Origin of the sequence: Actinoplanes sp. NPDC049316 (genome assembly GCF_040677315.1) — a bacterium.
Classification (GTDB): domain Bacteria; phylum Actinomycetota; class Actinomycetes; order Mycobacteriales; family Micromonosporaceae; genus Actinoplanes.
The window spans coordinates 275,337-298,134 of record NZ_JBFAQM010000008.1 but is presented as its reverse complement, the minus strand read 5'-3'; the positions used below and the strand labels follow the sequence as shown (position 1 = coordinate 298,134).

Annotated in this window: 24 protein-coding genes; 11 read left to right on the top strand and 13 right to left on the bottom strand. The window is 72.3% G+C overall.

Translation table 11 applies throughout. From position 1 onward, the window contains the following. Window positions 1-10: 10 nt before the first annotated feature. Window positions 11-1,234 (bottom strand): chitosanase, encoded by a 1,224-nt coding sequence (locus tag AB0K03_RS15860; protein ID WP_364684807.1) that lies wholly within the window; start codon window positions 1,232-1,234, stop codon window positions 11-13. Between the two features lie 260 nt (window positions 1,235-1,494). Between AB0K03_RS15860 and AB0K03_RS15855 the strand changes: the two genes are divergently transcribed. The 6 genes from AB0K03_RS15855 to AB0K03_RS15830 all read left to right on the top strand — a co-directional run bounded on the left by AB0K03_RS15855 (window position 1,495) and on the right by AB0K03_RS15830 (window position 8,114). After that, window positions 1,495-2,679 carry an ROK family transcriptional regulator gene (locus tag AB0K03_RS15855; protein ID WP_364684805.1) on the top strand — a complete coding sequence of 395 codons (1,185 nt, stop codon included), beginning with the start codon at window positions 1,495-1,497 and terminating at the stop codon, window positions 2,677-2,679. Between the two features lie 75 nt (window positions 2,680-2,754). After that, window positions 2,755-4,044 carry an ABC transporter substrate-binding protein gene (locus AB0K03_RS15850; RefSeq protein ID WP_364684803.1) on the top strand — a complete coding sequence of 430 codons (1,290 nt, stop codon included), beginning with the start codon at window positions 2,755-2,757 and terminating at the stop codon, window positions 4,042-4,044. A 2-nt stretch (window positions 4,045-4,046) separates the two neighbouring features. Next, complete coding sequence (locus AB0K03_RS15845) at window positions 4,047-4,964, top strand: sugar ABC transporter permease (RefSeq protein WP_364684801.1); 918 nt, start codon at window positions 4,047-4,049, stop codon at window positions 4,962-4,964. Beyond that, entirely contained in the window at window positions 4,961-5,842 is an 882-nt protein-coding gene (locus AB0K03_RS15840) for a carbohydrate ABC transporter permease (protein ID WP_364684799.1), read from the top strand. The genes AB0K03_RS15845 and AB0K03_RS15840 overlap by 4 nt, the downstream gene beginning before the upstream one ends. Then, on the top strand, window positions 5,839-7,095 hold the full coding sequence (locus tag AB0K03_RS15835) for a 6-phospho-beta-glucosidase (RefSeq protein ID WP_364684797.1): 1,257 nt from the start codon (window positions 5,839-5,841) through the stop codon (window positions 7,093-7,095). Before AB0K03_RS15840 ends, AB0K03_RS15835 begins: the two co-directional genes overlap by 4 nt. After that, window positions 7,092-8,114 carry a BadF/BadG/BcrA/BcrD ATPase family protein gene (locus AB0K03_RS15830; protein ID WP_364684795.1) on the top strand — a complete coding sequence of 341 codons (1,023 nt, stop codon included), beginning with the start codon at window positions 7,092-7,094 and terminating at the stop codon, window positions 8,112-8,114. Before AB0K03_RS15835 ends, AB0K03_RS15830 begins: the two co-directional genes overlap by 4 nt. On the opposite strand, the gene AB0K03_RS15825 is transcribed toward AB0K03_RS15830, so the two are convergent. The 4 genes from AB0K03_RS15825 to AB0K03_RS15810 all read right to left on the bottom strand — a co-directional run bounded on the left by AB0K03_RS15825 (window position 8,111) and on the right by AB0K03_RS15810 (window position 11,361). After that, window positions 8,111-9,265 carry a hypothetical protein gene (locus AB0K03_RS15825; protein WP_364684793.1) on the bottom strand — a complete coding sequence of 385 codons (1,155 nt, stop codon included), beginning with the start codon at window positions 9,263-9,265 and terminating at the stop codon, window positions 8,111-8,113. The genes AB0K03_RS15830 and AB0K03_RS15825 overlap by 4 nt on opposite strands. A 306-nt stretch (window positions 9,266-9,571) precedes the next feature. Further along, window positions 9,572-10,051, bottom strand: a complete 480-nt coding sequence (gene ispF / locus AB0K03_RS15820; RefSeq protein WP_364684791.1) for a 2-C-methyl-D-erythritol 2,4-cyclodiphosphate synthase — start codon at window positions 10,049-10,051, stop codon at window positions 9,572-9,574. Window positions 10,052-10,056: 5 nt separating this feature from the next. Continuing rightward, window positions 10,057-10,827 (bottom strand): 2-C-methyl-D-erythritol 4-phosphate cytidylyltransferase, encoded by a 771-nt coding sequence (locus AB0K03_RS15815; RefSeq protein ID WP_364684789.1) that lies wholly within the window; start codon window positions 10,825-10,827, stop codon window positions 10,057-10,059. Window positions 10,828-10,875: 48 nt separating this feature from the next. Then, window positions 10,876-11,361: a CarD family transcriptional regulator gene (locus tag AB0K03_RS15810; RefSeq protein WP_041832964.1), complete on the bottom strand. Its 486-nt coding sequence runs from the start codon at window positions 11,359-11,361 to the stop codon at window positions 10,876-10,878. A 332-nt stretch (window positions 11,362-11,693) separates the two neighbouring features. Between AB0K03_RS15810 and AB0K03_RS15805 the strand changes: the two genes are divergently transcribed. Then, window positions 11,694-12,470 (top strand): hypothetical protein, encoded by a 777-nt coding sequence (locus AB0K03_RS15805; RefSeq protein WP_364684787.1) that lies wholly within the window; start codon window positions 11,694-11,696, stop codon window positions 12,468-12,470. A 28-nt stretch (window positions 12,471-12,498) separates the two neighbouring features. Here the strand turns inward: AB0K03_RS15805 and AB0K03_RS15800 are convergent, their stop codons facing one another. The 4 genes from AB0K03_RS15800 to AB0K03_RS15785 are packed head-to-tail and all read right to left on the bottom strand — an operon-like array spanning window position 12,499 to window position 15,967. Next, on the bottom strand, window positions 12,499-12,957 hold the full coding sequence (locus AB0K03_RS15800) for a DUF6023 family protein (RefSeq protein WP_364684785.1): 459 nt from the start codon (window positions 12,955-12,957) through the stop codon (window positions 12,499-12,501). A 10-nt stretch (window positions 12,958-12,967) separates the two neighbouring features. Beyond that, window positions 12,968-14,029 (bottom strand): type III polyketide synthase, encoded by a 1,062-nt coding sequence (locus tag AB0K03_RS15795; protein ID WP_364684783.1) that lies wholly within the window; start codon window positions 14,027-14,029, stop codon window positions 12,968-12,970. Between the two features lie 44 nt (window positions 14,030-14,073). Next, window positions 14,074-15,231 carry an acyl-CoA dehydrogenase family protein gene (locus AB0K03_RS15790; protein WP_364684781.1) on the bottom strand — a complete coding sequence of 386 codons (1,158 nt, stop codon included), beginning with the start codon at window positions 15,229-15,231 and terminating at the stop codon, window positions 14,074-14,076. Between the two features lie 10 nt (window positions 15,232-15,241). Then, a complete protein-coding gene (locus tag AB0K03_RS15785) occupies window positions 15,242-15,967 on the bottom strand; it encodes a methyltransferase domain-containing protein (protein WP_364684779.1) in 726 nt (241 codons plus the stop codon). 46 nt (window positions 15,968-16,013) lie between these two features. Between AB0K03_RS15785 and AB0K03_RS15780 the strand changes: the two genes are divergently transcribed. From AB0K03_RS15780 to disA, 4 genes are all read left to right on the top strand, one after another. Further along, window positions 16,014-16,850 carry a UbiA family prenyltransferase gene (locus tag AB0K03_RS15780; RefSeq protein WP_364684777.1) on the top strand — a complete coding sequence of 279 codons (837 nt, stop codon included), beginning with the start codon at window positions 16,014-16,016 and terminating at the stop codon, window positions 16,848-16,850. 94 nt (window positions 16,851-16,944) lie between these two features. Continuing rightward, on the top strand, window positions 16,945-17,712 hold the full coding sequence (locus AB0K03_RS15775; protein ID WP_364684775.1) for a hypothetical protein: 768 nt from the start codon (window positions 16,945-16,947) through the stop codon (window positions 17,710-17,712). Window positions 17,713-17,752: 40 nt separating this feature from the next. Next, window positions 17,753-19,162, top strand: a complete 1,410-nt coding sequence (gene radA / locus AB0K03_RS15770; RefSeq protein ID WP_364684773.1) for a DNA repair protein RadA — start codon at window positions 17,753-17,755, stop codon at window positions 19,160-19,162. A gap of 187 nt (window positions 19,163-19,349) precedes the next feature. Continuing rightward, window positions 19,350-20,453 carry a DNA integrity scanning diadenylate cyclase DisA gene (gene disA, locus AB0K03_RS15765; RefSeq protein WP_364684886.1) on the top strand — a complete coding sequence of 368 codons (1,104 nt, stop codon included), beginning with the start codon at window positions 19,350-19,352 and terminating at the stop codon, window positions 20,451-20,453. Between the two features lie 6 nt (window positions 20,454-20,459). Here the strand turns inward: disA and AB0K03_RS15760 are convergent, their stop codons facing one another. The 4 genes from AB0K03_RS15760 to AB0K03_RS15745 form a co-directional block, all read right to left on the bottom strand. Beyond that, window positions 20,460-20,576, bottom strand: coding sequence for a DUF4253 domain-containing protein (locus AB0K03_RS15760; protein ID WP_364684771.1), 117 nt, complete (start codon window positions 20,574-20,576; stop codon window positions 20,460-20,462). A 318-nt stretch (window positions 20,577-20,894) separates the two neighbouring features. Beyond that, window positions 20,895-21,644 (bottom strand): adhesin, encoded by a 750-nt coding sequence (locus AB0K03_RS15755; protein ID WP_364684769.1) that lies wholly within the window; start codon window positions 21,642-21,644, stop codon window positions 20,895-20,897. Between the two features lie 81 nt (window positions 21,645-21,725). Next, window positions 21,726-22,277, bottom strand: coding sequence for a peptide deformylase (locus AB0K03_RS15750; protein WP_364684767.1), 552 nt, complete (start codon window positions 22,275-22,277; stop codon window positions 21,726-21,728). After that, entirely contained in the window at window positions 22,274-22,777 is a 504-nt protein-coding gene (locus tag AB0K03_RS15745; protein WP_364684765.1) for an ACT domain-containing protein, read from the bottom strand. The genes AB0K03_RS15750 and AB0K03_RS15745 overlap by 4 nt, the downstream gene beginning before the upstream one ends. Window positions 22,778-22,798 lie beyond the last annotated feature (21 nt).

The following is a 22,798-nucleotide window of genomic DNA, read 5'->3' as shown; positions in this document are numbered from 1 at the left end:
CCGCCTTCTCTCAGTTGATGTGGAACTGCTCGCCGTAGACGGCGAAGTCGAGCGGCGTGTTCAGGTCGAGGTTGCCGTTGCGCAGGAAGACGCGCTGGGCGGTGTCCACTCGGGACGTGTCCGAGTGGGCCTCCTCCTTCTTCATCTCGATGACCCGTTCGTCCAGGAACGCGTTGAGCCACGTGGTCTCGTTGCCACCCTGCGCCGGCGGCTTGGCCCGTTGCAGGGCGCGGCTGCGGATCGAGCGCATGCCCTCGTAGCCGTGCATGACCGCGGCGTCGTAGTACGCGAACTGACCGAGCGCGCGGACGCCGTCGTTCTTGCCGTCACGCACCGACGGGTTGAAGTAGACGCGGTCGCGTTCCGCCTCCTGGGCCGCCTGGAACACCGGGTCGGCCGCGGCGCTCCGCCAGTCGCGGGGGAAGTTCGGGTCGAGCCCGGCGTGCGAGTCCGTGCCGTTGACCGTACGCAGCGCCGGCAGGTACTTGGCCAGCACGTTGCCCGGCTTCGTGGCGGTGTACGCCTCGACGAGCTCGAGCATGTCGCCCGTACCGGAGCAGAAGCCGATGATGCCGGCGGTGTAGCCGCGGCCGTCGCCGATGTCCTCGATGTAGCTGAACTGCGCCCGCCAGTCGAGCGAGGAGTTCTCGGCGGCCGAGACGATCTGCATCGCCACGTCCTTCTTCGCCGGGTTGTCGAGGTTGACGCCGTTGTTCTGCGGCGGAGTGGTCGGCGGGGTCGTCGGGGTCGTGGTGCCGCCGGGCAGGGTCCACTTCTGGTTGGCGGCGCTGCCGCAGGTCCAGATCTGCAGCCGGGTCCCGTTGGCGGAGCTCTGGCCGGTGGCGTCGAGGCACTTGCCGGAGCCGGTGTTGACCAGGGTGCCGCCGGAGCCGGCGGTCCACTTCTGCGCGCCGGTGCCGTTGCAGTCGTACAGCTGGATCTTCGTGCCGTCGGCCGTGCCCGCGGCGGTGACGTCGAGGCACTTGCCCAGCGCCTTGATCGAGTTGTCGGCGTTGCCGACCGTCCAGACCTGCGCGTTCGTGCCGTTGCAGTCGTACAGCTGGATCGCGGTGCCGTTGGCGGAGTCGGCGGCGGCGACGTCGACGCACTTGCCGCCGAGGCCCTTGATCGGACCGGCGGTCGCGGCGCTGGCGGGGAGCAGGCCGTACGCGACGGCCGCCGCGGGGATCAGTACGCCGCCGAGGGCATAGGACAGCGTTCTCTTGCGGTTCATGGCGCTCCTCGTGGGGGATGGAGGGGGTGGGCGCGCAGAGGTGACCGTCGATGGCAGGCGCTGGGGATGCCCGCCATCGACGGCGATGAGTGGTCACGCTAGGTCAGTTAAAGTGATTTATCAATAGCCGTCGGAGCGCGGCAACGTGGGCACTTTCGGGCAGACGAGCGACGCACGGAAACTGACGGTTGACTTCGCGGGGTGACGGTTCTACGGTCCAGCTAATTGTTAGCCAGCTTGCCAATCACCTCGGAGGCCCGGTGACACGCCTGGCGGGATCGTCCAAACTGCTGCGCGCCATGAACGCGAGCGCGGCGCTCGGCCATCTGCTCGAGGCGGGCGGCCTCACCCGGGCCGACCTGCGCAAGCTGACCCAGCTCTCCACCCCGACCATCTCCGAGGTGCTGCGCCGGCTCACCGAGGCCGGTCTGGTGACCGTCGTCGGCTACCACAGCGGCAGGCCGGGACCCAACGCGGAGATCTATGCCGCGAACCCGGACGCAGCGTACGCCGCCGCCGTCTCCGTTCGCGACATCGGCGCCAGCCGTGCCCCTTCGGTCGTCGCCGCACTGTGCGATCTGACCGGCGTGGAGCGCGCGCGCATCGAGCGGCGCATCGACTTCCTGGGCGCCGACCCCAAAACCGCGCTGGTCGAGGTGGTCGCGGACCTGCGCGAGGAAGCCGGCGTGGCGGCCTCGGGCATCCATCACGTCCAGCTCGGCGTCGCCGGCTCGTACGACTCCCGCGCCCAGACCATCCGCCACGTCGACGTGCCCGGCTTCGCCCGCCCCGGCCTCGTGCCGGAGATAGCCGCGGCGCTCGGCACCCGCATCGGCGTCGACAACGACGTCAACCTCGCCGCGGTCGCCGAGCGCCGCCGGGGCGTGGGCACCGACGCCGACGGCTTCGCCCTGATCTGGCTCGGCCAGGAGGGTCTCGGTCTCGCCATCGACATCGGCGGGACGCTGCTGCGCGGCGCCCGCGGCGGCGCCGGCGAGATCGGCTACATGCCGCTGTACGCCCCCGACTCCACCCACCGCAAGGTCGACCTGCAGGACCTCGTCGGCGGCGCCGCGGTCCTCGCGCTCGGCCAGGACCACGGCGTGCCGGGGCGTACCCCGCTCGAGGTGGTCCGGGCCGCCGCGGCCGACCCGGAGGCCGGCGAGTTCTTCACCGAGCTCGCCGACCGGGTCGCGGTGGGGCTCGCCGCCGTCATCGCCGTGCTCGACCCCTCGCTCGTCGTCCTGGCCGGACCGGTCGCGCAGGCCGGCGGGCAGACCCTGCTCACCGCGGTCACCACGGCGGTCCGCCGGGCCGCCCCGCTGGAGAGCACCATCGCCGTCACCACGATCGACGACGACGCGGTGCTGCTCGGCGCCCTCGACGCCGGGCTCACCGCCGTCCGGGAGGCGTTGATCGCCTCGATCCGCGACGACCAAGCCTGATCCTTCCCCGCGCACCACCGTTTCGAGAGGACCCCTCGAGTGAACAAGCGGATACCCCCTGCCCAGAAACCGGTCGTGGCCGCCGCCCTGGCGCTGCTGCTGACCGCCGGCTGCACCCCGGCTGCCAAGGAACAGAAGATCGCCGACCCGGGTACGGAGGTGTCCGGCACGGTCGAGCTGTGGCACTTCTTCACCGAGCGGGAGGCCGCCGCCATCGACACGGTGATCAAGGACTTCGAGAACAGCCACCCGAAGATCAAGGTCACCGTGAAGCCGGGCCAGGACGACTCGAAGATGACCCAGGCCATCGGCGCGGGCAACGGGCCGGACATCGGGCTGTCCTACTCCACGGACATCGTCGGGAAGTTCTGCTCCTCCGGCGCGTGGGTGGATCTGACGCCGTACGTCAAGCGCGACAACGTCGACCTCGGACAGCTGAACGCCACGACGCGGCAGTACACGGAGTACGGCGGCAAGCGCTGCGCGATGCCGTTCCTCGCGGACGCGTACGGGATGTTCTACAACAAGGGCCTGTTCGCGGCGGCCGGCATCGCGCAGCCGCCGAAGACCCTCGACGAGCTCACCGAGGACGCCAAGAAGCTGACCGTCCGCAACGCCGACGGCTCGCTGAAGACGGTCGGCTTCCTGCCGCTCTTCGACTTCTACGAGAACGCGGCGGCCCACCTGGCACCGGCCGTCGGCGCGAAGTGGCTGACCGGCGACGGCAAGTCCGCGGTCGGCGCCGACCCGGCCTGGAAGACGCTGCTGACCTGGCAGAAGAACCTGGTCGACTGGTACGGCTACGACGACCTGCGCACGTTCCGGGCCGGGCTGGGCGACGAGTTCAGCGCGGACAACGCGTTCCAGAAGGGCCGGGTGGCGATCAACATCGACGCCGAGTACCGGCTCGCCTTCCTCAAGGACCAGGCGCCGAAGCTGGCGTACGGGGTCGCGCCGATCCCGGTGAGCGACCCGGCCCGGTACGGCGGCGGCTACGTCACCGGCAACATCGTCGGCATCTCCAAGAACGCCAAGAACCCCGAGGCCGCCTGGGAACTCATCAAGTACCTGACCACGAACGACGCGACGATCGTCAAGCTGGCGAACTCGCTGAAGAACCTGCCCACGACGACGAAGGCGATCAGCGACCCGGGGCTGGAGGCACAGCCCGAGTTCAAGACGTTCATGGACATCTTCGCCAGCCCGAACTCGTCCACCACGCCGCCGTCGGCGTCCGGGCCGGCGTACCAGGAGACGTTCGGGACGTTCGTGACCGCCTGGCAGTCCGGCAAGGTCAAGGATCTCGACGCCGGCCTCGCCGACGCCGACAAGCAGATCAACAGCGTGATGACGCTGGGCGGCTGACCATGGGGCTGCGCCGGAACCTGACCGCCCTGACCTTCACGGCCCCCGCGCTGATCGGGATCGTGGTCTTCTTCATCTACCCGCTGCTGTCCGCGGTGTACTTCTCCTTCACCAAGTTCGACCTGCTCACCGTGCCGCAGTGGGTCGGCCTGGCGAACTACCGCCGGATGGCCGACGACCCGTTCCTGCTCCAGTCGGTGCGCAACACCCTGTGGATGGTCGTGGTCTTCGTCCCGGCGCGCATCATCGGCGCGATCGGCCTGTCGATGCTGCTCACCCGGCTCCGGCGCGGGGCCGGCTTCTTCCGGACGATCTTCTACCTGCCGGCGCTGGCGCCCCCGGTCGCCGCCACGATCGCCTTCGTCTACCTGCTCAAGCCCGGCACCGGGCCGGTCAACACGATGCTGGAGCACCTGGGCATCGAGGGCCCGCTGTGGTTCAACTCCCCGCAGTGGGCGAAGCCGTCGCTGGTGCTGCTCGGCCTCTGGGGCATCGGCGACCTGATGATCATCTTCTTGGCGGCGGTGCTCGGCGTCCCCGCCAGCCTGTACGAGGCGGCGTCCCTCGACGGCGCCAACGCCTGGCACCGCTTCCGCTACGTGACCCTGCCGACGATCCGCCCGGTGATCCTCTTCGCGGCGGTCACCGGCGTCATCTACACGCTGCAGTACTTCGACCAGGCCGCGGTCGCCGGCTCGGTCGCGAGCGGGCAGGCGGTGACCGGCGCCGGCATCTCCTCGTCCTTCGGCTACCCCGAGGGCGCCACCTTCACCTATCCGCTCTGGCTCTACACGGTCGGCTTCCGCTACAACGCCCTCGGCTACGCCAACGCCATGGCCATCGCACTGTTCGTGGTCGCCCTCGCCGTGACGGTGATCCTGCTCCGCCGCTCCAAGGCCTTCTCCGGGGAGGACCGATGACCACCCTGCTGGAACGGCCGCCGCGCACGGCCGTGCCCACCGACCGACAGGTACGCCGCCAGAACCGGCTCACCTGGATCGCGCGGCACAGCCTCGCCATCGTGCTGGCCATCATGTTCCTGACCCCGGTGGCGTACCTGTTCCTGATCTCCGTCATGACCAGCGACCAGGCGCTCACCAGCGACTACTGGCCGAACACGTGGCACTTCGAGAACTACGTACGCGTCTTCCAGGTCACCCCGCTGCCGCGCTACCTGCTCAACACCGTGATCTACGCCGTGCTCGCCACCGCGTTCATGCTGCTGTCGAGCGTGCCGGCCGCGTACGCCCTCGCGAAGCTGCCGTTCCGCGGCCGCAACGCGCTCTTCCTGACCGTGATCTGCGTGATGATGCTGCCGCCGCAGGTCGTGACCGTCCCGCTCTACCTGATGTGGGCCCGGTACGGCCTCACCGGCTCGCTGACCCCGCTGATCGTCCCGATGCTCTTCGGCGACGCGTTCTGCATCTTCCTGCTGCGCCAATTCCTGCTGACCATCCCGTCCGAGTACCTGGACGCGGCCCGCGTCGACGGCTGCGGCGAGTGGAAGACCCTCATCCGGGTCGTGCTGCCGATGGCCCGGCCGGGCATCGCCGCCGCCGCGCTGTTCCAGTTCTTCTACTCCTGGAACGACTACTACGGCCCGCTGCTCTACACCAGCGAGAACGAGCGCTCGTGGACGCTGTCGCTGGGCCTCGCGTCGTTCCACGGTGTCCACCACGTCGACTGGAACCTCGTCACCGCCGCCACGGTGCTGGCCATGACGCCGATCGTCGTCGTGTTCTTCTTCGCCCAGAAGGCATTCGTCCAGGGCGTCACGCTCACGGGGGTCAAAGGATGAAGATCGCTGTCGTCGGCGGCGGTTCCACGTACACGCCGGAGCTGGTGGACGGGTTCGCCCGGCTCGGCGGGACCGTCTCCGAGCTGGTGCTCATCGACCCGGCGGCGGACCGGCTCGACGTGGTCGGCGGGTTCGCCGCCCGGATCTTCCGGCACCACGGCCACCCCGGGAAGGTCACCTGGACCACCGACCTGGACGCCGGCGTCACCGACGCCGACGCCGCGGTGATCCAGCTGCGGGTCGGCGGGCAGGCCGCCCGGATCAGCGACGAGACCTTCCCGCTGAGCTGCGGCTGCGTGGGCCAGGAGACCACGGGGGCGGGCGGGCTGGCCAAGGCCTTGCGTACGGTCCCCGTTGTGCTCGACGTCGCCGAGCGCATCCGGGCGCGCGCCAAGCCGGGCGCCTGGATCGTCGACTTCACCAACCCGGTCGGCATCGTGACCCGCGCGCTGCTCGACGCCGGGCACAAGGCGGTCGGGCTGTGCAACGTGGCGATCGGGTTCCAGCGCCGGTTCGCCGCCCTGCTCGGCGTCGACCCGTCGGCCGTGCTCCTCGACCACGTCGGCCTGAACCATCTCACCTGGGAACGCGCCGCCTATGTGGACGGTGTGGACCGGTTGCCCGGGCTGTTGCGCGACCATCTACCCGAGCTCGCCGCCGAGGTGGAGCTGGATCCCGCGGTGCTGACGACACTCGGCAACGTGCCGTCCTACTACCTCAGCTACTTCTACGCGCACGACCAGCACGTACGGGCCGCGGCCGGCGCCCCCACGCGGGGACAGCGGGTCGCCGAGATCGAAGCGACACTGCTGGAGATGTACCGCGATCCGGCGCTGGAGGAGAAGCCCGCCTTGCTGGGCGAGCGCGGCGGCGCGTACTACTCCGAGGCGGCCGTCGGGCTGATCGCGGCGCTGCACGGCCACGACCCCGACGGCGTGCACTCGGTCAACGTCCGCAACAACGGCACGCTGCCGTTCCTCGACGACCGGGCGGTCATCGAGGTCTCCGCCCGGGCGGGCCACGACGGCCCGGCGCCGCTGCCGGTCGCCCCGCTCGCGCCCGACCTGGCCGGACTGGTCGCGCACGTCTCCGGGTACGAGGAACTGGCGCTCGACGCCGCCCTGCGCGGTGGGCGGAACCGGGTGTACCGCGCGTTGCTGGCCCACCCGCTGATCGCCCAGCACGAGCGGGCGGAGACGCTGACCGACGAGCTGCTCGCCGCAGGTGCCCGGCACCTGGCCTGGGCTCGATGAGCGGGCTCTACCTCGCCGTGGACGGCGGCAACTCCAAGACCGACGTCGTCCTCGGCACGGCGGACGGCCACGTGCTCGGCTTCGTCCGCGGCCCGACCTCCTCGCCGCACACCGTCGGGCTCACCGGCACGCTGCGCGTCCTCGACGACCTGATCACCGCCGTACGCGCGGAAGCCGGCCTGGCACCCACCGCCGCGATCGACGTGGCGGCGGTCTACCTGGCCGGAGCGGACCTGCCCGTCGAGGTCGAACGGCTGCACGCGGCCATCTCGGCGCGCGCCTGGAGCCGGACCACGCTCGTGGACAACGACTGCTTCGCGCTGCTGCGTGCGGGCACGTCGATGCCCGACGCGGTGGCGGTCGTCTGCGGCGCCGGCACCAACTGCGTGGGACGGGCCGCGGACGGCCGTACGGCCCGCTTCGTGGCCCTCGGCCCGATCTCCGGCGACTGGGGCGGCGGCCACGACCTGGCCGAGCACACCCTGCGCCTGGCCGCGCGGGGCGAGGACGGCCGCGGCGAGCCGACCACCCTGTCCACCGCGGTCGCCGCCCACTTCGACCGGCCGACCGTCGAGCAGGTGAGCATCGGCCTGCACCTCGGCGAGATCGAACCGGTACGGATCCGCGAGCTCACGCCGCTGCTGTTCGCCGCGGCGACCGCCGGCGACGCCGTCGCGAACGGGCTCGTCCGGCGGCAGGCCGAGGAGATCCTGGTCCAGCACCGGGTGGCGGCCGGCCGGCTCGGGCTGCTCGGCGTACGGCATGCGCTCGTCCTGGGCGGCGGCGTGCTGCGTGCCCGGCATCGCGTGCTGCACGACCAGGTGGTGGCGGGCGCGCACGCCCAGGCGCCGCTGGCCGAGATCAGCGTGCTGGACGCGCCGCCCGCGGTGGGCGCGGCCCTGCTGGCCCTGGACGAGCTGGGACACCACCCGGGCGCAGAGGAACGCCTGCGCGCGACCATGCGCAGCCTCGTACCCACCACGGCGGTGCCCGCGGTGGCCGTCGAGAACGTCGGTTAGGACCGCTGGGTCAGCACCAGCAGCTCGGCGACGGCCGCCAGCACCATCGCCGCCACCAGGGGCGCCAGCCCGCCGATCACCGCGTACAGGACGAGCACGACGGGGGCCAGGGCGGAGGCGTACACCGCGAGGGTCACCCTCGGCACGGCCGTACGGGCTCGGTGCAGCACCGCGCCCAGCGGCTCCGGGCGTACCTGCCGGGTCAGCCAGGCGGTGACGCCGACCAGCAGCACCGCGCCGATCACGCCGGCCCACATCCGCGCGACACCCGAGCTGGACAGCGTCATCACCGCGCTCAGCACCGCCGCGATCATCACGCCGTTGGCGCCGAAGAGGACCGCCTGCCGCAGCGCGTCGATCGTGACACCGGAGCGATCCAGCACCGGGCCGACCGGCCGGGTCACCTCCACCGGCTCTGCGGCGTAGGCACGTGCAGCGGTGTCGGCACCCGGCTGATCGGTCGTCGCCGGATCGGACCCTTCGCCTGCCGTCTGCGAACCCGGCGGCGGCAGCGTCGCCTCGTCCGCCAGCGCCTCCAGGGCCAGCGCCCACCGGCGCCGTTCCAGCCGCACCAGGCCGACCTCGCGCTGGGCGTCGCCGATGGCCGGGTCCAGATCCAGCGCCTCGCTGTACCCGCGCTGCGCCAGGTCGAACAGCCGCAGCCGCGCCGCGACCACGGCGAGCACGAGGTGCGCCTCGGCGTCGCGGGGCGCCAGCCGTACGCCGTTCCACGCCGCGTTCAGCGCCGCCTGGCCGTTCCGCGACTCGCTGAGCAGGGCGGCCCCCGTACGCTGCGCGAACGCCTCCTCCGGCCAGCGGGTGAGGATCTCCCCCGCCACCTGCGCCGCCTCGCCGTAGCGGCGGTCGTCGGTCAGCGCCATGGCCCGCACGACGAGCGGCTCGATCACCCCGGGAGCGGCGGCGACCGCCCGGTCCGCCGCCGCGAGCGCGTCCACCGGCTGCCCCGCGGCGACGTGCAACCGGGCCAGCGTCGTCAGCAGCCCGGCATCGGCGGGCGCGGCCGCCAGCCCGGCGGCGATGTCCGCGGCGGCCTCGTCGTACCGGCCCAGATCGGCCATCAGGAGGGCCCGCTGGCGGTACTCCTCGGGGGTCGTCTCGGGCTCGGACTGGGAGGTGGGCTCGCTCGACACCCGTCGAGCGTAGGCCGTCCGCCGCGTGATCACCCGGCCCGGGACGATCGCGCGGCCTCCCGGCCCCCGCCGCGGGACGACCACGCCGCCGATCACGCCGGTCACTCCGGCTGCGGGCGACAGCTCTCCACGCCCGCTGCGGAAGGCGACGACCGCGCTGGTCACTTTCGGCTGCGGACGACCGCTCCCCACGTCCCGCTGCGGAAGGCGACGACCGCGCTGGTCGATCTTCGGCCCGGCCCGCGTCGGCCGCGCTGATCCGGCTTCCGGCCCGCGTCGGCCGCGCTGATCCGGCTTCCGGCCCGCTCAGCCGGCTGCCGGGCGGTGGATCAACGCGGTGGCGATCGCGGCGAGCCCTTCGCCGCGGCCGGTGAGCCCGAGGCCGTCGGTGGTGGTGCCGGAGACGGTGACGGGCGCGCCGGCCGCCGCCGAGAGCACCTGCTGCGCCTCGTCGCGGCGTCTGCCGATCTTCGGCTTGTTCCCGATGACCTGGATCGCGACGTTCCCGATCGCCCATCCGGCGGCGCGCACCCGGGTGGCTGCCTCGCCCAGCAAGGCGACCCCGGCGGCACCGGCCCACTCGGGAGCGGAGGTGCCGAAGTTGCTGCCCAGATCGCCCAGGCCGGCGGCGCTGAAGAGGGCGTCGCAGGCGGCGTGCGCGGCGACGTCGGCGTCGGAGTGACCGGCCAGCCCCGGCTCACCCGGCCACATCAGGCCCGCCACCCAGCACACCCGGGTGGGGTCGAAGGCGTGTACGTCCGTGCCGATGCCGATGCGCTGGTCCACGGCGGTCAGGCTACGCGGAGCAGCGCCTCGGCGATGATCAGGTCCAGCGGCCGAGTGATCTTCATGGCGTAGTCGGAGCCCGGTACGCACACCACCGGCGTCCCGGTCTTCTCGACCATGCCGGCGTCGTCGGTGTGCGCGTCGAGCCCGGCCCGGTGCGCGGCGGCGAGCACGTCATGCCGGAAGCCCTGCGGCGTCTGCACACTCCGCAGCACAGACCGATCAACGGTGCCGAGAACCGTCTCGCGCGCCCCGACCGATCCGATCGTGTCGCGCACCGGCTCGCCCAGGTTGACAGATGCGATCGTGTCCCGCACCGGCTCGCCGGGGGCGACCTCTTTGATCGTGTCGACGACCGGCAGCACCGGGATCACCGCGGGGCTGCCGTCGCGGACCGCCGCCGCGACCGACTCCACGAGCTCGGGCGGTGTCAGCGCGCGGGCCGCATCGTGCACGAGCACGATCCCCACCGCCGCCGGTACGGCCGCGAGCATCGCCGCGACGGAGTCCTGCCGCTCGGCGCCGCCCGCCACCACGACGACCGGGGCGACCGGGGCAAGCAGCTCGCGTACGGCTTCGACCTCGGCGGCCGGCGCGGCGACGACGATCATGCGGACCGAGGGGGCGGCGGCCACCCGGCGGACCGCGTGCACGAGGAGGGGTTCACCGGCGAGCAGGCGCAGGGCCTTCGGCGCCCCCGGGCCGAGCCGTACGCCGGAACCCGCCGCAGGAACAAGGACCGCGACGTCACCGCGAGCATTGAGCTGCGCGGTCACGTCGCGGTCCTCGGTTCGCTGATGGTGCTGGAGAGGTGGTGGAAGACGTCAGGCCTCGGTGAGCACCTTGTCGAGGAGGACTTCCGCCTCGTCCTTGGTGCTCTTCTCGGCGAGGGCCACCTCGCCGACGAGGATGTCGCGGGCCTTGGCGAGCATGCGCTTCTCCCCGGCCGAGAGACCACGCTCACGCTCGCGACGCCAGAGGTCACGAACAACTTCGGCGACCTTGAGCGGGTTGCCGGAGGCGAGCTTCTCGAGATTGGCCTTGTAACGCCGCGACCAGTTGGTCGGCTCCTCGGTGTGCGGAGCGCGGAGGACGTCGAAGACCTTGCCCAGGCCTTCCTCGCCGACCACTTCGCGCACGCCGACGATCTCGGCGTTCTCAGCGGGCACCCGGACCGTCAGGTCGCCCTGGGCGACACGGAGGACGAGATACTGCTTCTCGACGCCCTTGATAGTCCTAGTCTCGATTGCCTCGATGAGTGCGGCCCCGTGGTGGGGGTAAACAACGGTCTCGCCGACACTGAAAACCATAGGTTCGAAACCCCTTTCGCTGTGTCTAGGGTAACACGCTCAGGCAGCGATGTCCCACCCTGGCCGTGACTGTTAGTGCAGCTCAGAGGGCCTGTGAGCCGTCTTTCTACCGCTTGACATGCGAGCGAAGAGCTGCCTCAGTAACCCAGAGTGATGACACGGTGACCACTCGACCCAACGAGTCGGAAATTCCGGTCCTGGCGGTTTTGCGAGGTCAAGCTTATCGCTAGCGACCCGGCAGCCCGACCACTGGCGGGCGAGCCACTGCTTGGGGGAGGCTGGACGCAGGTCCCCGCAGCACGTGAGACTCTGCGCAGAGGGGAGGGCGAGGCGTGGGCAGTTTGAGCGACAACGGCGGCATCTGGCCAGGCGACGGCGGGTCCGCCGACGGCCTGCCCGGCCTGCCCGAGGAGTGGGGCGTCATCGTCGTCCCGGACGACCTCTCGGAGCTGTCCGACGAGGTCACGGCCGTCCAGGCCGAGCTGCGCCGCAACCGCCGGCCCACCACCCGCTGGGAACGCTTCACGGACCGGCCCGCCGTCCGGCTGCTGCGCCACCTCGGCAACGCCGGCCTGCGCGCGCCGGTGCTCATCATCTCGATGGCGATCCTCGTGACGATCGCCAGCCTCTTCGCCTCCGCCTGGCCGGGGCCGTCCCGGCCGCCCGCCACCCAGCGCACGGCCAACACCACCGACGACGGCGCGGAGGTGCTCCCGGCGCTCGAGCTCAGGGGTGCGGACGGGCAGATGGTCACGCTGAACGGGCAGTTGCCGGCGGTCATCCTCCTCACCGACCTCTGCGAGTGCGGCGAGCTGGTCGCGGCCACGACCTCCGCGGTGCGCGCCGACACCACCGTCGTGACCGTCGTCAGCGGTCCCGGCTCGGCGGTGCCCGCGCTCATCCCGCCGACCAACACGACACCCCAGGCCCAGGGCAAGACGGTCCGGGCCATGCGCGACCCCACCGGCGAGCTGCGCTCGACCCTCGACCTGGGCGCCCCGGACGGCACCGCGGCGGTCCTGCTCGTCAACCGTTCGGGGGAAATCGTGCGCAAGATTCCGCGTACGGCGTCGATCACCGACTTCCAGCCGGACCTCGCCCGCCTCTGACTCAGCGTGACGGAACTCGGGCTGACGCTCAGTAAGAACGGGAGCGGGTCAACCGCCAGCGGAAGACGGACGTGTCCTGCGTCTCAGCCGACACCACCATGTAGAAGGCGTCCGCCAGCGCGACCGTGAACTCCACCGTCTCCGGCCGCTCGCGCGCGCAGCGCACCGCACGGCCGGAATCCTCCGACGTCGTGCTCAGGCGTACCCGCACCTGGCCCTCGCCAACGCAGGCCAGGGCGATCGCATAGGAGCCGCTGCGGACGGCCTTGTTGCGCTCCTCGTTCTCCCCGGCCCCGAGAACGAGCGTCTCGGCCTGCGCCTGCAGAGGGACGTCCGGCAGGAGGGTTTCGAGCGTACGGCGGCCCGCGGCGATCCCTTCGGCCTCGCCGGTGTCGGGGGCCGTACGGACGAACCAGAAGCCGCCGGCCAGCGCGAGCAGGAGCGCGAGGGCGTACAACGTCCAGCCCTGTGCCCGCTCCCGTGTCATCCGACCCAGCCTAGAACCCCTGCAGCAGGACGCCGTACAGCGTGAGGCCGGGGCCGAAGGCCAGCATGACCACGCGGCGGGGCGGCTCGGGGCGGCGGCGCAACTCCTCCAGCGCCAGCAGGACCGTCGGCGACGAGCAGTTCCCGTACGTCGACAGCACCTCCCGCGACGCCGCCAGGTGCTCGTCGGTGAGCCCCAGCCGCTCCTGCACCACGTCAAGGATCTTGGGGCCGCCGGGGTGGATCGCCCAGCCGTCCACGTCGCCGACGGTCAGCCCGTTGCGGCCCAGCAGCTCGTCCACGAGGCGGCGTACGTGCACCGACAGCACATCGGGCACCTGCGGGGACAGACCCATACGGAAGCCCAGATCCGTGACGTCCCAGGTCATGTGGCCGGCCGTGGTGGTGTCCGTGAGGGCGGCCACGTCGCTGACCCCGTACCCGGAATCGGAACCCGGAGTGAGCACGACGGCGGCCGAGGCGTCCGAGAAGAGCGCGTGCGAGACGATCTGCTGGATGTCCACCCGGGTGTCCGGCGGCTGCAGGTGCAGGCTGGTCAGCTCGGCGCAGAGCAGCAGGGCCGGCCGGCCGCGGGCGGCCACGAAGTCGGCCGCCGTGCCCAGGCCCGGCAGTGCGGCGTAACAGCCCATGTGGCCGACGAAGAGGCGCTGGAGCTGCGCGGACATGCCCATGTCCCGGGCGAGCAGGATGTCCAGCCCGGGGGTTGCGTACCCGGTGCAGGAGCAGACGGCGAACAGGCCGATCTCGTCGGCCGCGACGCCGGCGTCGGTGAGCGCCCGGCTCACCGCCTCCTTGCCCAGCGGCACGGCCTCGACCTGGTAGCGGCGCATCCGGCGCTCGGTCGACCAGGCCGACACGTCCTCCAGCAGCGGGCTCACCGCGGCCTGCCGGGTCCGCACGCCCGAGTTCGCGAAGATCCGCTTGGCGAGGCCCCGGCGGCCGCCCGCCGCGTAGTGCCGGGCGAAGTAGCCCTCCCACAGGTCGTCCTGCGCCGCTTTCGGCGGCAGGGCGACGCCGAGACCGGCAATCGCCGCCTGACCGTTCTTGTGCACTTGTGCCTCCCCAGGCCGACCCCCTTGATACCCGCGCAGGCCGATCACCAACGTGGGGCGGTGCCTTCCGAATCCGGGTCGCCGCCGAGCGCCTCGACGCCGAGCCAGTCCGCGCAGACGTCGGAGGTCGCGGGCTGCAGGGAGCCGGCCCGCGCGTCGCGGTAGAGGCGCTCCAGGGGATGGCCGCGGCGCATGGCCGAGGTGCCCGCCGCCTCCAGCATCGAGGCGGCGACCTCGGCCGCAGTGGTGCCGGCGGTCAGCTTCGCCCGCCACACCCAGCGGTTGGTCTCGGTGTCGCCGGGCTGCTCGTCCACCCGGCGCGCGGCCTCCATGACGGTCAGGTGGGCGGCGGCCACGGCGGCGTCGGCACGGCCGATGCGGGCCCGTACGGCCGGCAGGTGCCCCAGCTTGCGGGCGTTGACGTGCTCGACGGCGGCATCCACGGCCGCTCGCGCGACGCCGACGTAGACGGCCGCGTAGCTGGCCACCATCCAGTGCGGAGCGAGCTGCGCGACGACGAGCGCCAGGCCCTCCACGCCGCCCAGCAGCGCGCCCTCGGGCACGGTCACGTCGACGTGCAGATCGTGCGAGCCGGTGGCCCGCATGCCGAGCGCGTCCCAGGTGGGCTCGACCGTCAGCCCGTCACCGGCCGGCACCAGAAACTGCGAGACCTGCGACGGATCCGCCGCGCTGCGCGCCGCCACCAGGTACGCGTCCGCGTGGCCGGCGCCCGAGCAGAACGTCTTGGCGCCCTTGATGTGGAAGCCGTCGGGCGTCCGCTCGTACGTGGTCGACATCTGCGAGAGCCGTGAGCCCGCGCCCCGCTCGCTCATGGCGACGGCGTACCACTTGCCGTCGGCGGCGTCGCGCAGGTAGCGGTCACGGGCCTCGAGCGCGCCCGGCGGCAGCCCCAGCGCGTCGGCGAGCTCGTCCGTCACGCCGCTGAGGGCGCCGGTGACCGAAGCGTGCATGTTGAAGATGAGGGCCGTCGCGCCGTTGCCGCGCGCCAGCTCGTATGCGACCGCCGCGTAGTCGGCGAAGCCCGCGCCCTTCCCGCCGAGCCGCTGTGGCGCCATCAACCCGAACAACCCGGAACGGCGCAGGTCGGCGAAGTCGTCGGCGGGGAACGATCCGTCCCGGTCGTGCGCGGCGGCCCGGGCTGCGAACCTGGGGGCCAACCGCCGGGCCTCGTCGACTGTCATGGCGTCTCCCCTAGTCTGATTTGCGGCCCATGCCCTGGTAGAGCACCTGCGTCGAGCGGGTCGGCACCATCCGGCCCAGGTGGCCGAGCCGGCTCGCCCGCGGACCCGGCGGCAGGAAGAGCCAGCGGATCAGGCCCGGCACGCTGGGACGGATTCCACGGACCTTGAGGCGCACGCCGTTCTTGGCGCAGTGGGCCGTCAGCTCCCCGGGATCGACGAACAGCTCCGGATCATGGATGCCCACCGGCGCGGCGCCGAACCGTTCGCCGAGCGTGATCGACACGAACCGGCCCATCCGGGTGGCGTTGATGGTGTCCAGCACGAGCAGGCCGCCGGGACGCAGCACCCGGCACAGCTCCGCGACCGTGGCCGGCATGTCGGGCACGTGCTCCAGGATCTCCCCGGCCACCACCACGTCCGCCGACTCGCTCGCCAGGGGCAGCGCCGCGACGTCCGCGACCACGGCGGCGACGCCGCGCGCTGCCGCCTGCTCGAGGCCGGAGCGGCGCAGGTCGATGCCGACATGCCAGTAGCCCAGCGACTCGACGTGCGGGGTGAGCAGGCCGCCGCCGCACCCGGCGTCCACGAGCACCGCGCCCGGCCGAGGCGCGGGCGGCACGAGGGCGGCGCGGGCTTCGGCCAGCCAGTGCAGCACCTCGAACTCGCCGCCGGGGCGCCACCATTCGCCGGCCAAGTCGTCGTACTGACGCGGATCGTTGCGCGGGAGCGACGGCATGTGATCGAGCGTGGCACGCGCAGGCCCCAACCACCACACTGCTCTCATGTTCCGTCCCATCGCCCTCCTGAAGGCATCGCACCCTGAACCCGGTGCCGCTGTGACGCTCGCCATGGCTCTGCTCGCCGTCGGCGTCGGTCACAGCGCCTGGGGCGTCCTCGGGGTGACGGCCGCGATCGGTGCGACCCAGCTGTCGGTGGGATGGGTGAACGACTGGCTCGACGCCGACCGGGACCGGGTCACGGGACGGACGGACAAGCCCGTGGTGTCGGGGGCCGTCTCCCGGCGTACGGTCGGCGTCTCGGGTCTGATCGCCTCGCTGGCGGTGCCGGTGCTGGGGCTGCCGTTCGGCCCGGCGGCGACGCTGTGCATCACGATCGTCGGCGTCTTCGCCCTGCTCTACGACTGGCCGCTGAAGTCCACGCCGCTGTCGGTCGTGCCGTACCTGGTGGCGTTCGGGCTGATGCCGGCGTTCGTGGTGCTCGCGCTGCCGGGCCATCCGTGGCCGCCGGCGTGGCTGGTGGCCGCCGGCGCGTTGCTCGGCGGCGGCGCGCACTTCGCCAACGTCCTGCCCGACCTCGCCGACGACGCCGCGACCGGCGTGGTCGGCCTTCCGCACCGGCTCGGCGCGGCCTGGTCGCAGGTGGCGGCCGGCAGTCTCCTGCTCGCCGCGACCCTCACCCTGGTCCTCGGACCGGCCGGCCGGCCGGCCTGGCCCGGCGTCGTCGCCGCCGCGGCCGCCGTCGTGGTCCTTCCTTCCGGCTGGTACGCGGGAAAGAAGGCGCTGAAACGGGGTACGAGGCAGGTGGCGATGTTCCGTTCCGTCATCGTCGTGGCGCTGATCGACGTCGTATTGCTGGTCTTCAGCGGGCGGGTGGTCTGAGGGCGGCTTCGAGATGGACGGGTCGGCGCACGCGCCGGATCCCGGACCTCTAGGCTGATCGGCGGAGGATTCTCGATTTACTTGGAGGACTGTGATGCGCTCGCTGGGAACCCGCCGCGCCGTTCTGGCCACGGGTGTCGCCACGGTGGCCGCGGTCGCGCTCGCCGCCTGCAGCGCCGGGCAGGTCGCTGAGACAGCCCTCAAGAGGCCCTCCAACGCCGGCGTCAACGTCGACAACGCCGACCGCAGCGTCTTCATCCGCAACCTCTCGGTGCAGTACCCCGGCGTCGAGGGGTACGCCGCCGGCGAGGACGCGCCGCTCGAGGTCGGGATCTTCAACCAGACCCGGGAGCCGATCACGGTCCTGGTCAGCAGCCAGCCGTATTCCGGCGCCACCGAGAGCCAGGGCATCGTGTCCGCCCGGCAGATCGGCCTGGTCGGTGGCGGCGCGGCCACCCCGTCGGCGCCGGGCTCGGCCATCCCGGAGCCGTCCGGCAGCCGGCCGTCCGGCACCGAGGACGACCAGAACAGCGACCAGCTCCCGAGCCCGGACGCGAGCACCAACCCGTCCCCGGGTGAGTCGGCGTCCCCGGCGGCCACCCCGTCAGAGGCAGCGGTCCGCCCGGCGCGGATCGAGATCGGGCCGCTCGGCTCCGCCACCTTCCTGCCGGGCGACGCCGAGCAGCTGACCGCCGTCGGCCTCACCGGCAAGCTCATGCCGGGCAACTCGATCAACCTGGTCTTCGAGTTCAGCAACGGCGCCGCGCCGCTCACGGTGCAGGCACCGGTCAGCGTCCCGCAGTCCCCGGCCTCGCGGGCCCCGGGCAACCCGAATGAGAACATGGGCGGCGAGCACGAGTAGGGGACGCGGCTTTGTCACACCGCCCGGCTAGCGTTGCGGTGTGACGACATCGCGGACCCGGGCGGAACCCCGCCCCGCCTATCAGTGCGACGCCTGCGGGCACCAGCCGCCCAAGTGGCTGGGGCGCTGTCCGGAGTGCAACGAGTGGGGCTCGATCGTCGAGTCCACCCTGACCGGTCCGGTGGTCTCCGGCCGTGTGGTCAGCTCGCGGTTGCCGTCCGAGCCCGCGCGTCCGATCGCGACGATCAGCGCGGCGCCGGCCCGGGCCGTGCCCAGCGGCGTCAGCGAGCTCGACCGGGTTCTCGGCGGCGGGCTCGTGCCCGGCGCGGTGGTGCTGCTCGCCGGTGAGCCCGGCGTCGGCAAATCCACGTTGTTGCTCGACGTCGCCCAGCAGTGGGCGGCGGGCGCCGGCACCCCGTCGCTCGTGGTCAGCGGTGAGGAGTCGGTCAGCCAGGTCCGGCTCCGCGCCGAGCGGCTCGGTGCCCTGCACGAACGGCTCTACCTGGCCTCCGAGAGCGATCTCGGCGCGGTCATCGGGCATCTCGACGCGGTCAAGCCCGGCCTGCTCATCATCGACTCGGTGCAGACCATCTCGGCGCCGGGCACCGAGGGCGTCCCCGGCGGCGTGACCCAGGTGCGCGCGGTGACGGCCGCCCTGGTCAGCGTGGCCAAGGAGCGCGGCATCGCGACCGTCCTCGTCGGCCACGTCACCAAGGACGGCTCGGTGGCGGGGCCGCGCGTGCTGGAGCACCTGGTCGACGTGGTGCTGCACTTCGAGGGTGACAAGCACTCGTCCCTGCGGCTCGTGCGCGGCGTGAAGAACCGGTTTGGGGCCGCCGACGAGGTGGGCTGTTTCGAGATGCACGAGACCGGCATCGTCAGCCTGGCCGATCCCTCGGGGCTGTTCCTGACCCGCTACAACGAGCCGGTCCCCGGCACCTGCGTCACGGTCGCGATGGAGGGCCGGCGCGCGATGGTCACCGAGGTCCAGGCGCTCATCGGGGCGCAGGTGCAGGGCTCGCCGCGGCGTACCGTCTCGGGTCTGGACAGCGCCCGCCTGGCGATGGTCCTGGCCGTCCTGCAGCGCCGGATGGAGAAGATCAAGCTGCACGACCGCGAAGTGTTCGCGGCCACGGTCGGCGGCATCCGCGTCACCGAGCCCTCGGCCGACCTGGCGATGGCCCTGGCCGTGGCCTCCGGCGCGCTGAACCTCGCGATGGCCCCGCACCTGGTGGCGATCGGCGAGGTCGGGCTCACCGGCGAGGTGCGCCGGGTCGGGGCGGCGGGCCGCAGGCTCGCGGAGGCGGCGCGGCTCGGATTCCGCTTCGCGCTCGTGCCACCCGGCTGCGGGCCCGGCGAAGGCGACAGCGCGCCCAAGGGCATGCGCGTCGTCGAGGTCGGAGACCTGCAGTCCGCCGTGCAGTGGGCCGCCCGGGCGTCGGCGGAATGACGACCACCCCCACCCGGCGCGCACGCAGCGTGATCGACGATCACGCTACGGAGCATCCGCTGCACCGCGGCTCGTTGACCTGGATGACAGTCCGTAGAATGTACAGGTGCCGCTCGACCGCGATGCCTCCGCCAACCGTCATGCCCACGGTGCTGCTCCCGGCATCAACGGATCGGCGGCCCGCCCCATGACCCCCACGACGCCCGGCCTGAGCGGTGGCGGGGTCAGCGGCGACCCGCTGCGCGCCAACCTCGCCCTCATGGCCCCCGGCACCGCGCTGCGCGACGGCCTGGAGCGCATCCTGCGCGGACGCACCGGCGCGCTCATCGTGCTCGGCTACGACGACGTTGTGGAACGGATCTGCACCGGCGGCTTCCCGCTCGACGTCGAGTTCTCCGCGACCCGGCTGCGCGAGCTGTGCAAGATGGACGGTGCGGTCGTGCTCTCCAGCGACGGCACCCGCATCGTGCGCGCGGCCGTGCACCTCATGCCCGACCCGAGCATCCCGTCCGAGGAGTCCGGCACCCGGCACCGCACCGCGGAGCGCGTCGCCAAGCAGTCCGGCTTCCCGGTCATCTCGGTGAGCCAGTCCATGCGCATCATCGGCCTGTACGTGAACGGCCAGCGCCACGTCCTCGACGACTCCGCCGCGATCCTCTCCCGCGCCAACCAGGCGCTGGCCACCCTCGAGCGCTACAAACTGCGCCTCGACGAGGTCTCCGGCACCCTGTCCGCGCTGGAGATCGAGGACCTGGTCACCGTCCGTGACGCGGTCGCCGTGGTCCAGCGCCTCGAGATGGTCCGCCGCATCGCCGACGAGATCTCCGGCTACGTGGTCGAGCTGGGCACCGACGGCCGCCTGCTCGCCCTCCAGCTCGACGAGCTCATGGCCGGTGTCGACGCCGACCGCACCCTGGTCATCCGCGACTACCTGCCCACCGGCCGCAAGGCCCGCACCCTCGACGAGGCGCTGGTCGAGCTCGACCTGCTCACCGCGACGGAGATGATCGACCTGGTCGCGGTCGCCAAGGCCATCGGCTACGGCGGCGCCTCCGACGCCCTCGACGCGGCGGTGAGCCCGCGCGGCTTCCGCCTGCTCGCCAAGGTCCCCCGCCTCCCGGCCCAGATCGTGGAACGCCTGGTCGACCACTTCGGCAGCCTCCAACGCCTCCTCGGCGCGACGGTCGAGGACCTCCAGGCGGTCGACGGCGTGGGCGACGCCCGGGCACGCGGGGTCCGCGAGGGGCTGTCCCGGCTCGCCGAGGCCTCCATCCTGGAACGCTACGTCTGAGCCCGCTCAGTCCCACCAGAGGGACCACATCGGGGCGTTCACCAGCTGGTCCGCGTAGGCGGTGAGCGTCCCCACCCCCTGCCACACGTTGTCGGGGCAGAAGGCGAAGTGCTCGGCCGCCACGCGCCCGGGTAGAAGTCGTCCGGCGACGACATGACGCCCGGCCGCAGCTCGCCGTCGTCCCACGGCCGACGCGGTTCACCCCGCAAATGGTTCAGCAGCAGCGGCCACAAACCGCTCCGCTCGTGCGCGGCGCGCAGCGAGCACCACAGCTCGGCGGTCACCGGCCCGTCGCTGACCCACATGGCCGGCTCGTCGTCGTGCCCCTCATCGCCCTTGACCAACCGACCGGCCGGAGGCGCCGCGGGCAGCGCGCGGATTCCGGCGGAAAGCTGCGACACGCACGCAGCCTAGAGGCTCCGTACGACAGGTCTCGCGGTGTCAGGCGGTGACGGTGATGGCGACCGGATCGCTCACCTTGGCGCCGAGCCGCGCGCGGATCTGGTACTGCCCGGCCGCCGGCGCGGTGCCCGCGGCGAGGCCGGCCGAGCAACGGTTGGACTGGCGGCCGTTCCAGGTCACCTTGTACTCGCGCTCGCCGCTCGGCGGGAACTGGCGGACGTCGGAGCCCTTGGCGTTGCTGCAGGTGTCCGAGGACCAGATCTTCTGCGCACCGGTCTCGATGTAAAGCTCCTGCAGGTCGGCGCCCACGTCGCGGGAGCACGTACGGGCCGACACGTTCTTGATCTTCAGACGGATCTCGAGCGGGACGCCGCGACGCACCGTGGTGGCCGCCGGGATGGGCGTCACCGAGATCTCGGCGTCCGAGCAGGAGCCGTCGGCCGGGACCGTCACGTTGGTGTTCGTGCCGCCGTTGGTGCCGTCCGGGTCGTCCTCGACGTCGGTGCCCGCCGGTACGCCGTCGGACTGCAAATCCTCCGGGTCCGGCAGCGACGGGTTGCCCGCGCCCGGGGCCGGGTCGACGAAGGACGGCTCGTCCTCCGGCGTGGCGCTCGCCGGCAGCGAGACCGGGGCCGGGGTGGACGCTCCGGTACCGCGCTTCTTGCCGTCGTCGTCGCCGCCGGAGCAGGACACGAACAGCACGATGACGCCGAGCAGGAGGGCACCGAGCACCACTGCGCGACGCCGCCAGTACACGGCGGCGGGAAGGGGACCGACCGTCGTACGCATGATGGGAGCACCGTATCGCCGCAACCGCACGGAAGCGGGCGCGACGCGCCGGTTATGCGACACCCGCTCGTTTACTGATCGTTAGAGATAGACCTTGCGCTGGTACACGGCGTGCGCCCCGGCGACCCGGTCGAGAAAGAGTTTGCCGGCGCAGTGGTCGATCTCGTGTTGCAACGCGCGCGCCTCGAAGGCGTCCGTGGTCAGTCGCACGGCTTCCCCCGTACCCGGGAGCGCGCCCTCGACCACGACGCGGCCGGCGCGTTTCACGTCTCCGGTCAGGTCCGGAACGGACATGCAGCCTTCCCGGCCGGGCCGCCACCGGCTGGCCTCCACCACGCGGGCGTTGCACAGCACGAAGGTGCCGTGCGACGTGGCGGTCTTCGGGTGCTGGGTGACGTCCACGACGAAGACCTGCGCGCCGACGCCGACCTGCGGCGCGGCGAGCCCGACGCAGCCCGGCGACACCCGCATCGTGGCGACCAGATCCGCGGCGAGCTGCACGATCTCCGGGTCCGCCGGGTCGACCTCGGCACCCTCGCGGCTCAGCACGGCCGCCGGTGCGGTCACCACCGGGAGCACCCGGCCCTCGACGCCGAGGACGTCGGGCTTCCAGTCGGCCAGCGCGTCGCTCACAGCACGTCCGATTCGGCGCGGCGCAGGGTGACCTCGACGCCCAGCTCGTCGGCGGCCTCGGCGAGGCGTGCGGCGAGACCGTCCGCGGCGCCCGGCGGCAGGTCCACCTCGGCGATCAGGACGTACAGGGGGCCGGTGAGCCGGGTGGTGAGGTCGGTGATGTTGCCGCCGGCCGCGGCGACGACCCGGGTCACCGCGGCGACGATCCCCAGCCGGTCCGCGCCGTGCACGCTCACCAGGTACGGCTCGCCGCCGGCCGCGCCGTCCGCCTCGGGCTCGACCGTGCGTACGGTGGCGAGCAGGTCGCTGAGCGGCTCGAGCGCCTTCTCGACGTCCTCCGCGGTGGGGCCGGTGCAGATCAGGGTCATCGCGAAATGCCCGCGCAACCGGGTCATCGTCGAGTCCGACAGGTTGGCGCCGACCCCGGCGAGGGCGGCCGAGACGTCCGCGATGATGCCGGTCCGGTCGGGACCGATGACGGTGATGGCGAGCTCGTTCACCCCGGCATCTTAAGCTTGCCC

Excerpts from the sequence above, each read along its gene's own strand:
- AB0K03_RS15860 (WP_364684807.1), bottom strand. The coding sequence starts at position 1,234 with ATGAACCGCAAGAGAACGCTGTCCTATGCCCTCGGCGGCGTACTGATC.
- AB0K03_RS15845 (WP_364684801.1), top strand. The coding sequence starts at position 4,047 with ATGGGGCTGCGCCGGAACCTGACCGCCCTGACCTTCACGGCCCCCGCG.
- AB0K03_RS15840 (WP_364684799.1), top strand. The coding sequence starts at position 4,961 with ATGACCACCCTGCTGGAACGGCCGCCGCGCACGGCCGTGCCCACCGAC.
- AB0K03_RS15835 (WP_364684797.1), top strand. The coding sequence starts at position 5,839 with ATGAAGATCGCTGTCGTCGGCGGCGGTTCCACGTACACGCCGGAGCTG.
- AB0K03_RS15830 (WP_364684795.1), top strand. The coding sequence starts at position 7,092 with ATGAGCGGGCTCTACCTCGCCGTGGACGGCGGCAACTCCAAGACCGAC.
- AB0K03_RS15810 (WP_041832964.1), bottom strand. The coding sequence starts at position 11,361 with ATGGTTTTCAGTGTCGGCGAGACCGTTGTTTACCCCCACCACGGGGCC.
- AB0K03_RS15800 (WP_364684785.1), bottom strand. The coding sequence starts at position 12,957 with ATGACACGGGAGCGGGCACAGGGCTGGACGTTGTACGCCCTCGCGCTC.
- AB0K03_RS15790 (WP_364684781.1), bottom strand. The coding sequence starts at position 15,231 with ATGACAGTCGACGAGGCCCGGCGGTTGGCCCCCAGGTTCGCAGCCCGG.
- AB0K03_RS15785 (WP_364684779.1), bottom strand. The coding sequence starts at position 15,967 with ATGCCGTCGCTCCCGCGCAACGATCCGCGTCAGTACGACGACTTGGCC.
- AB0K03_RS15780 (WP_364684777.1), top strand. The coding sequence starts at position 16,014 with ATGTTCCGTCCCATCGCCCTCCTGAAGGCATCGCACCCTGAACCCGGT.
- AB0K03_RS15775 (WP_364684775.1), top strand. The coding sequence starts at position 16,945 with ATGCGCTCGCTGGGAACCCGCCGCGCCGTTCTGGCCACGGGTGTCGCC.
- disA (WP_364684886.1), top strand. The coding sequence starts at position 19,350 with ATGACCCCCACGACGCCCGGCCTGAGCGGTGGCGGGGTCAGCGGCGAC.
- AB0K03_RS15755 (WP_364684769.1), bottom strand. The coding sequence starts at position 21,644 with ATGCGTACGACGGTCGGTCCCCTTCCCGCCGCCGTGTACTGGCGGCGT.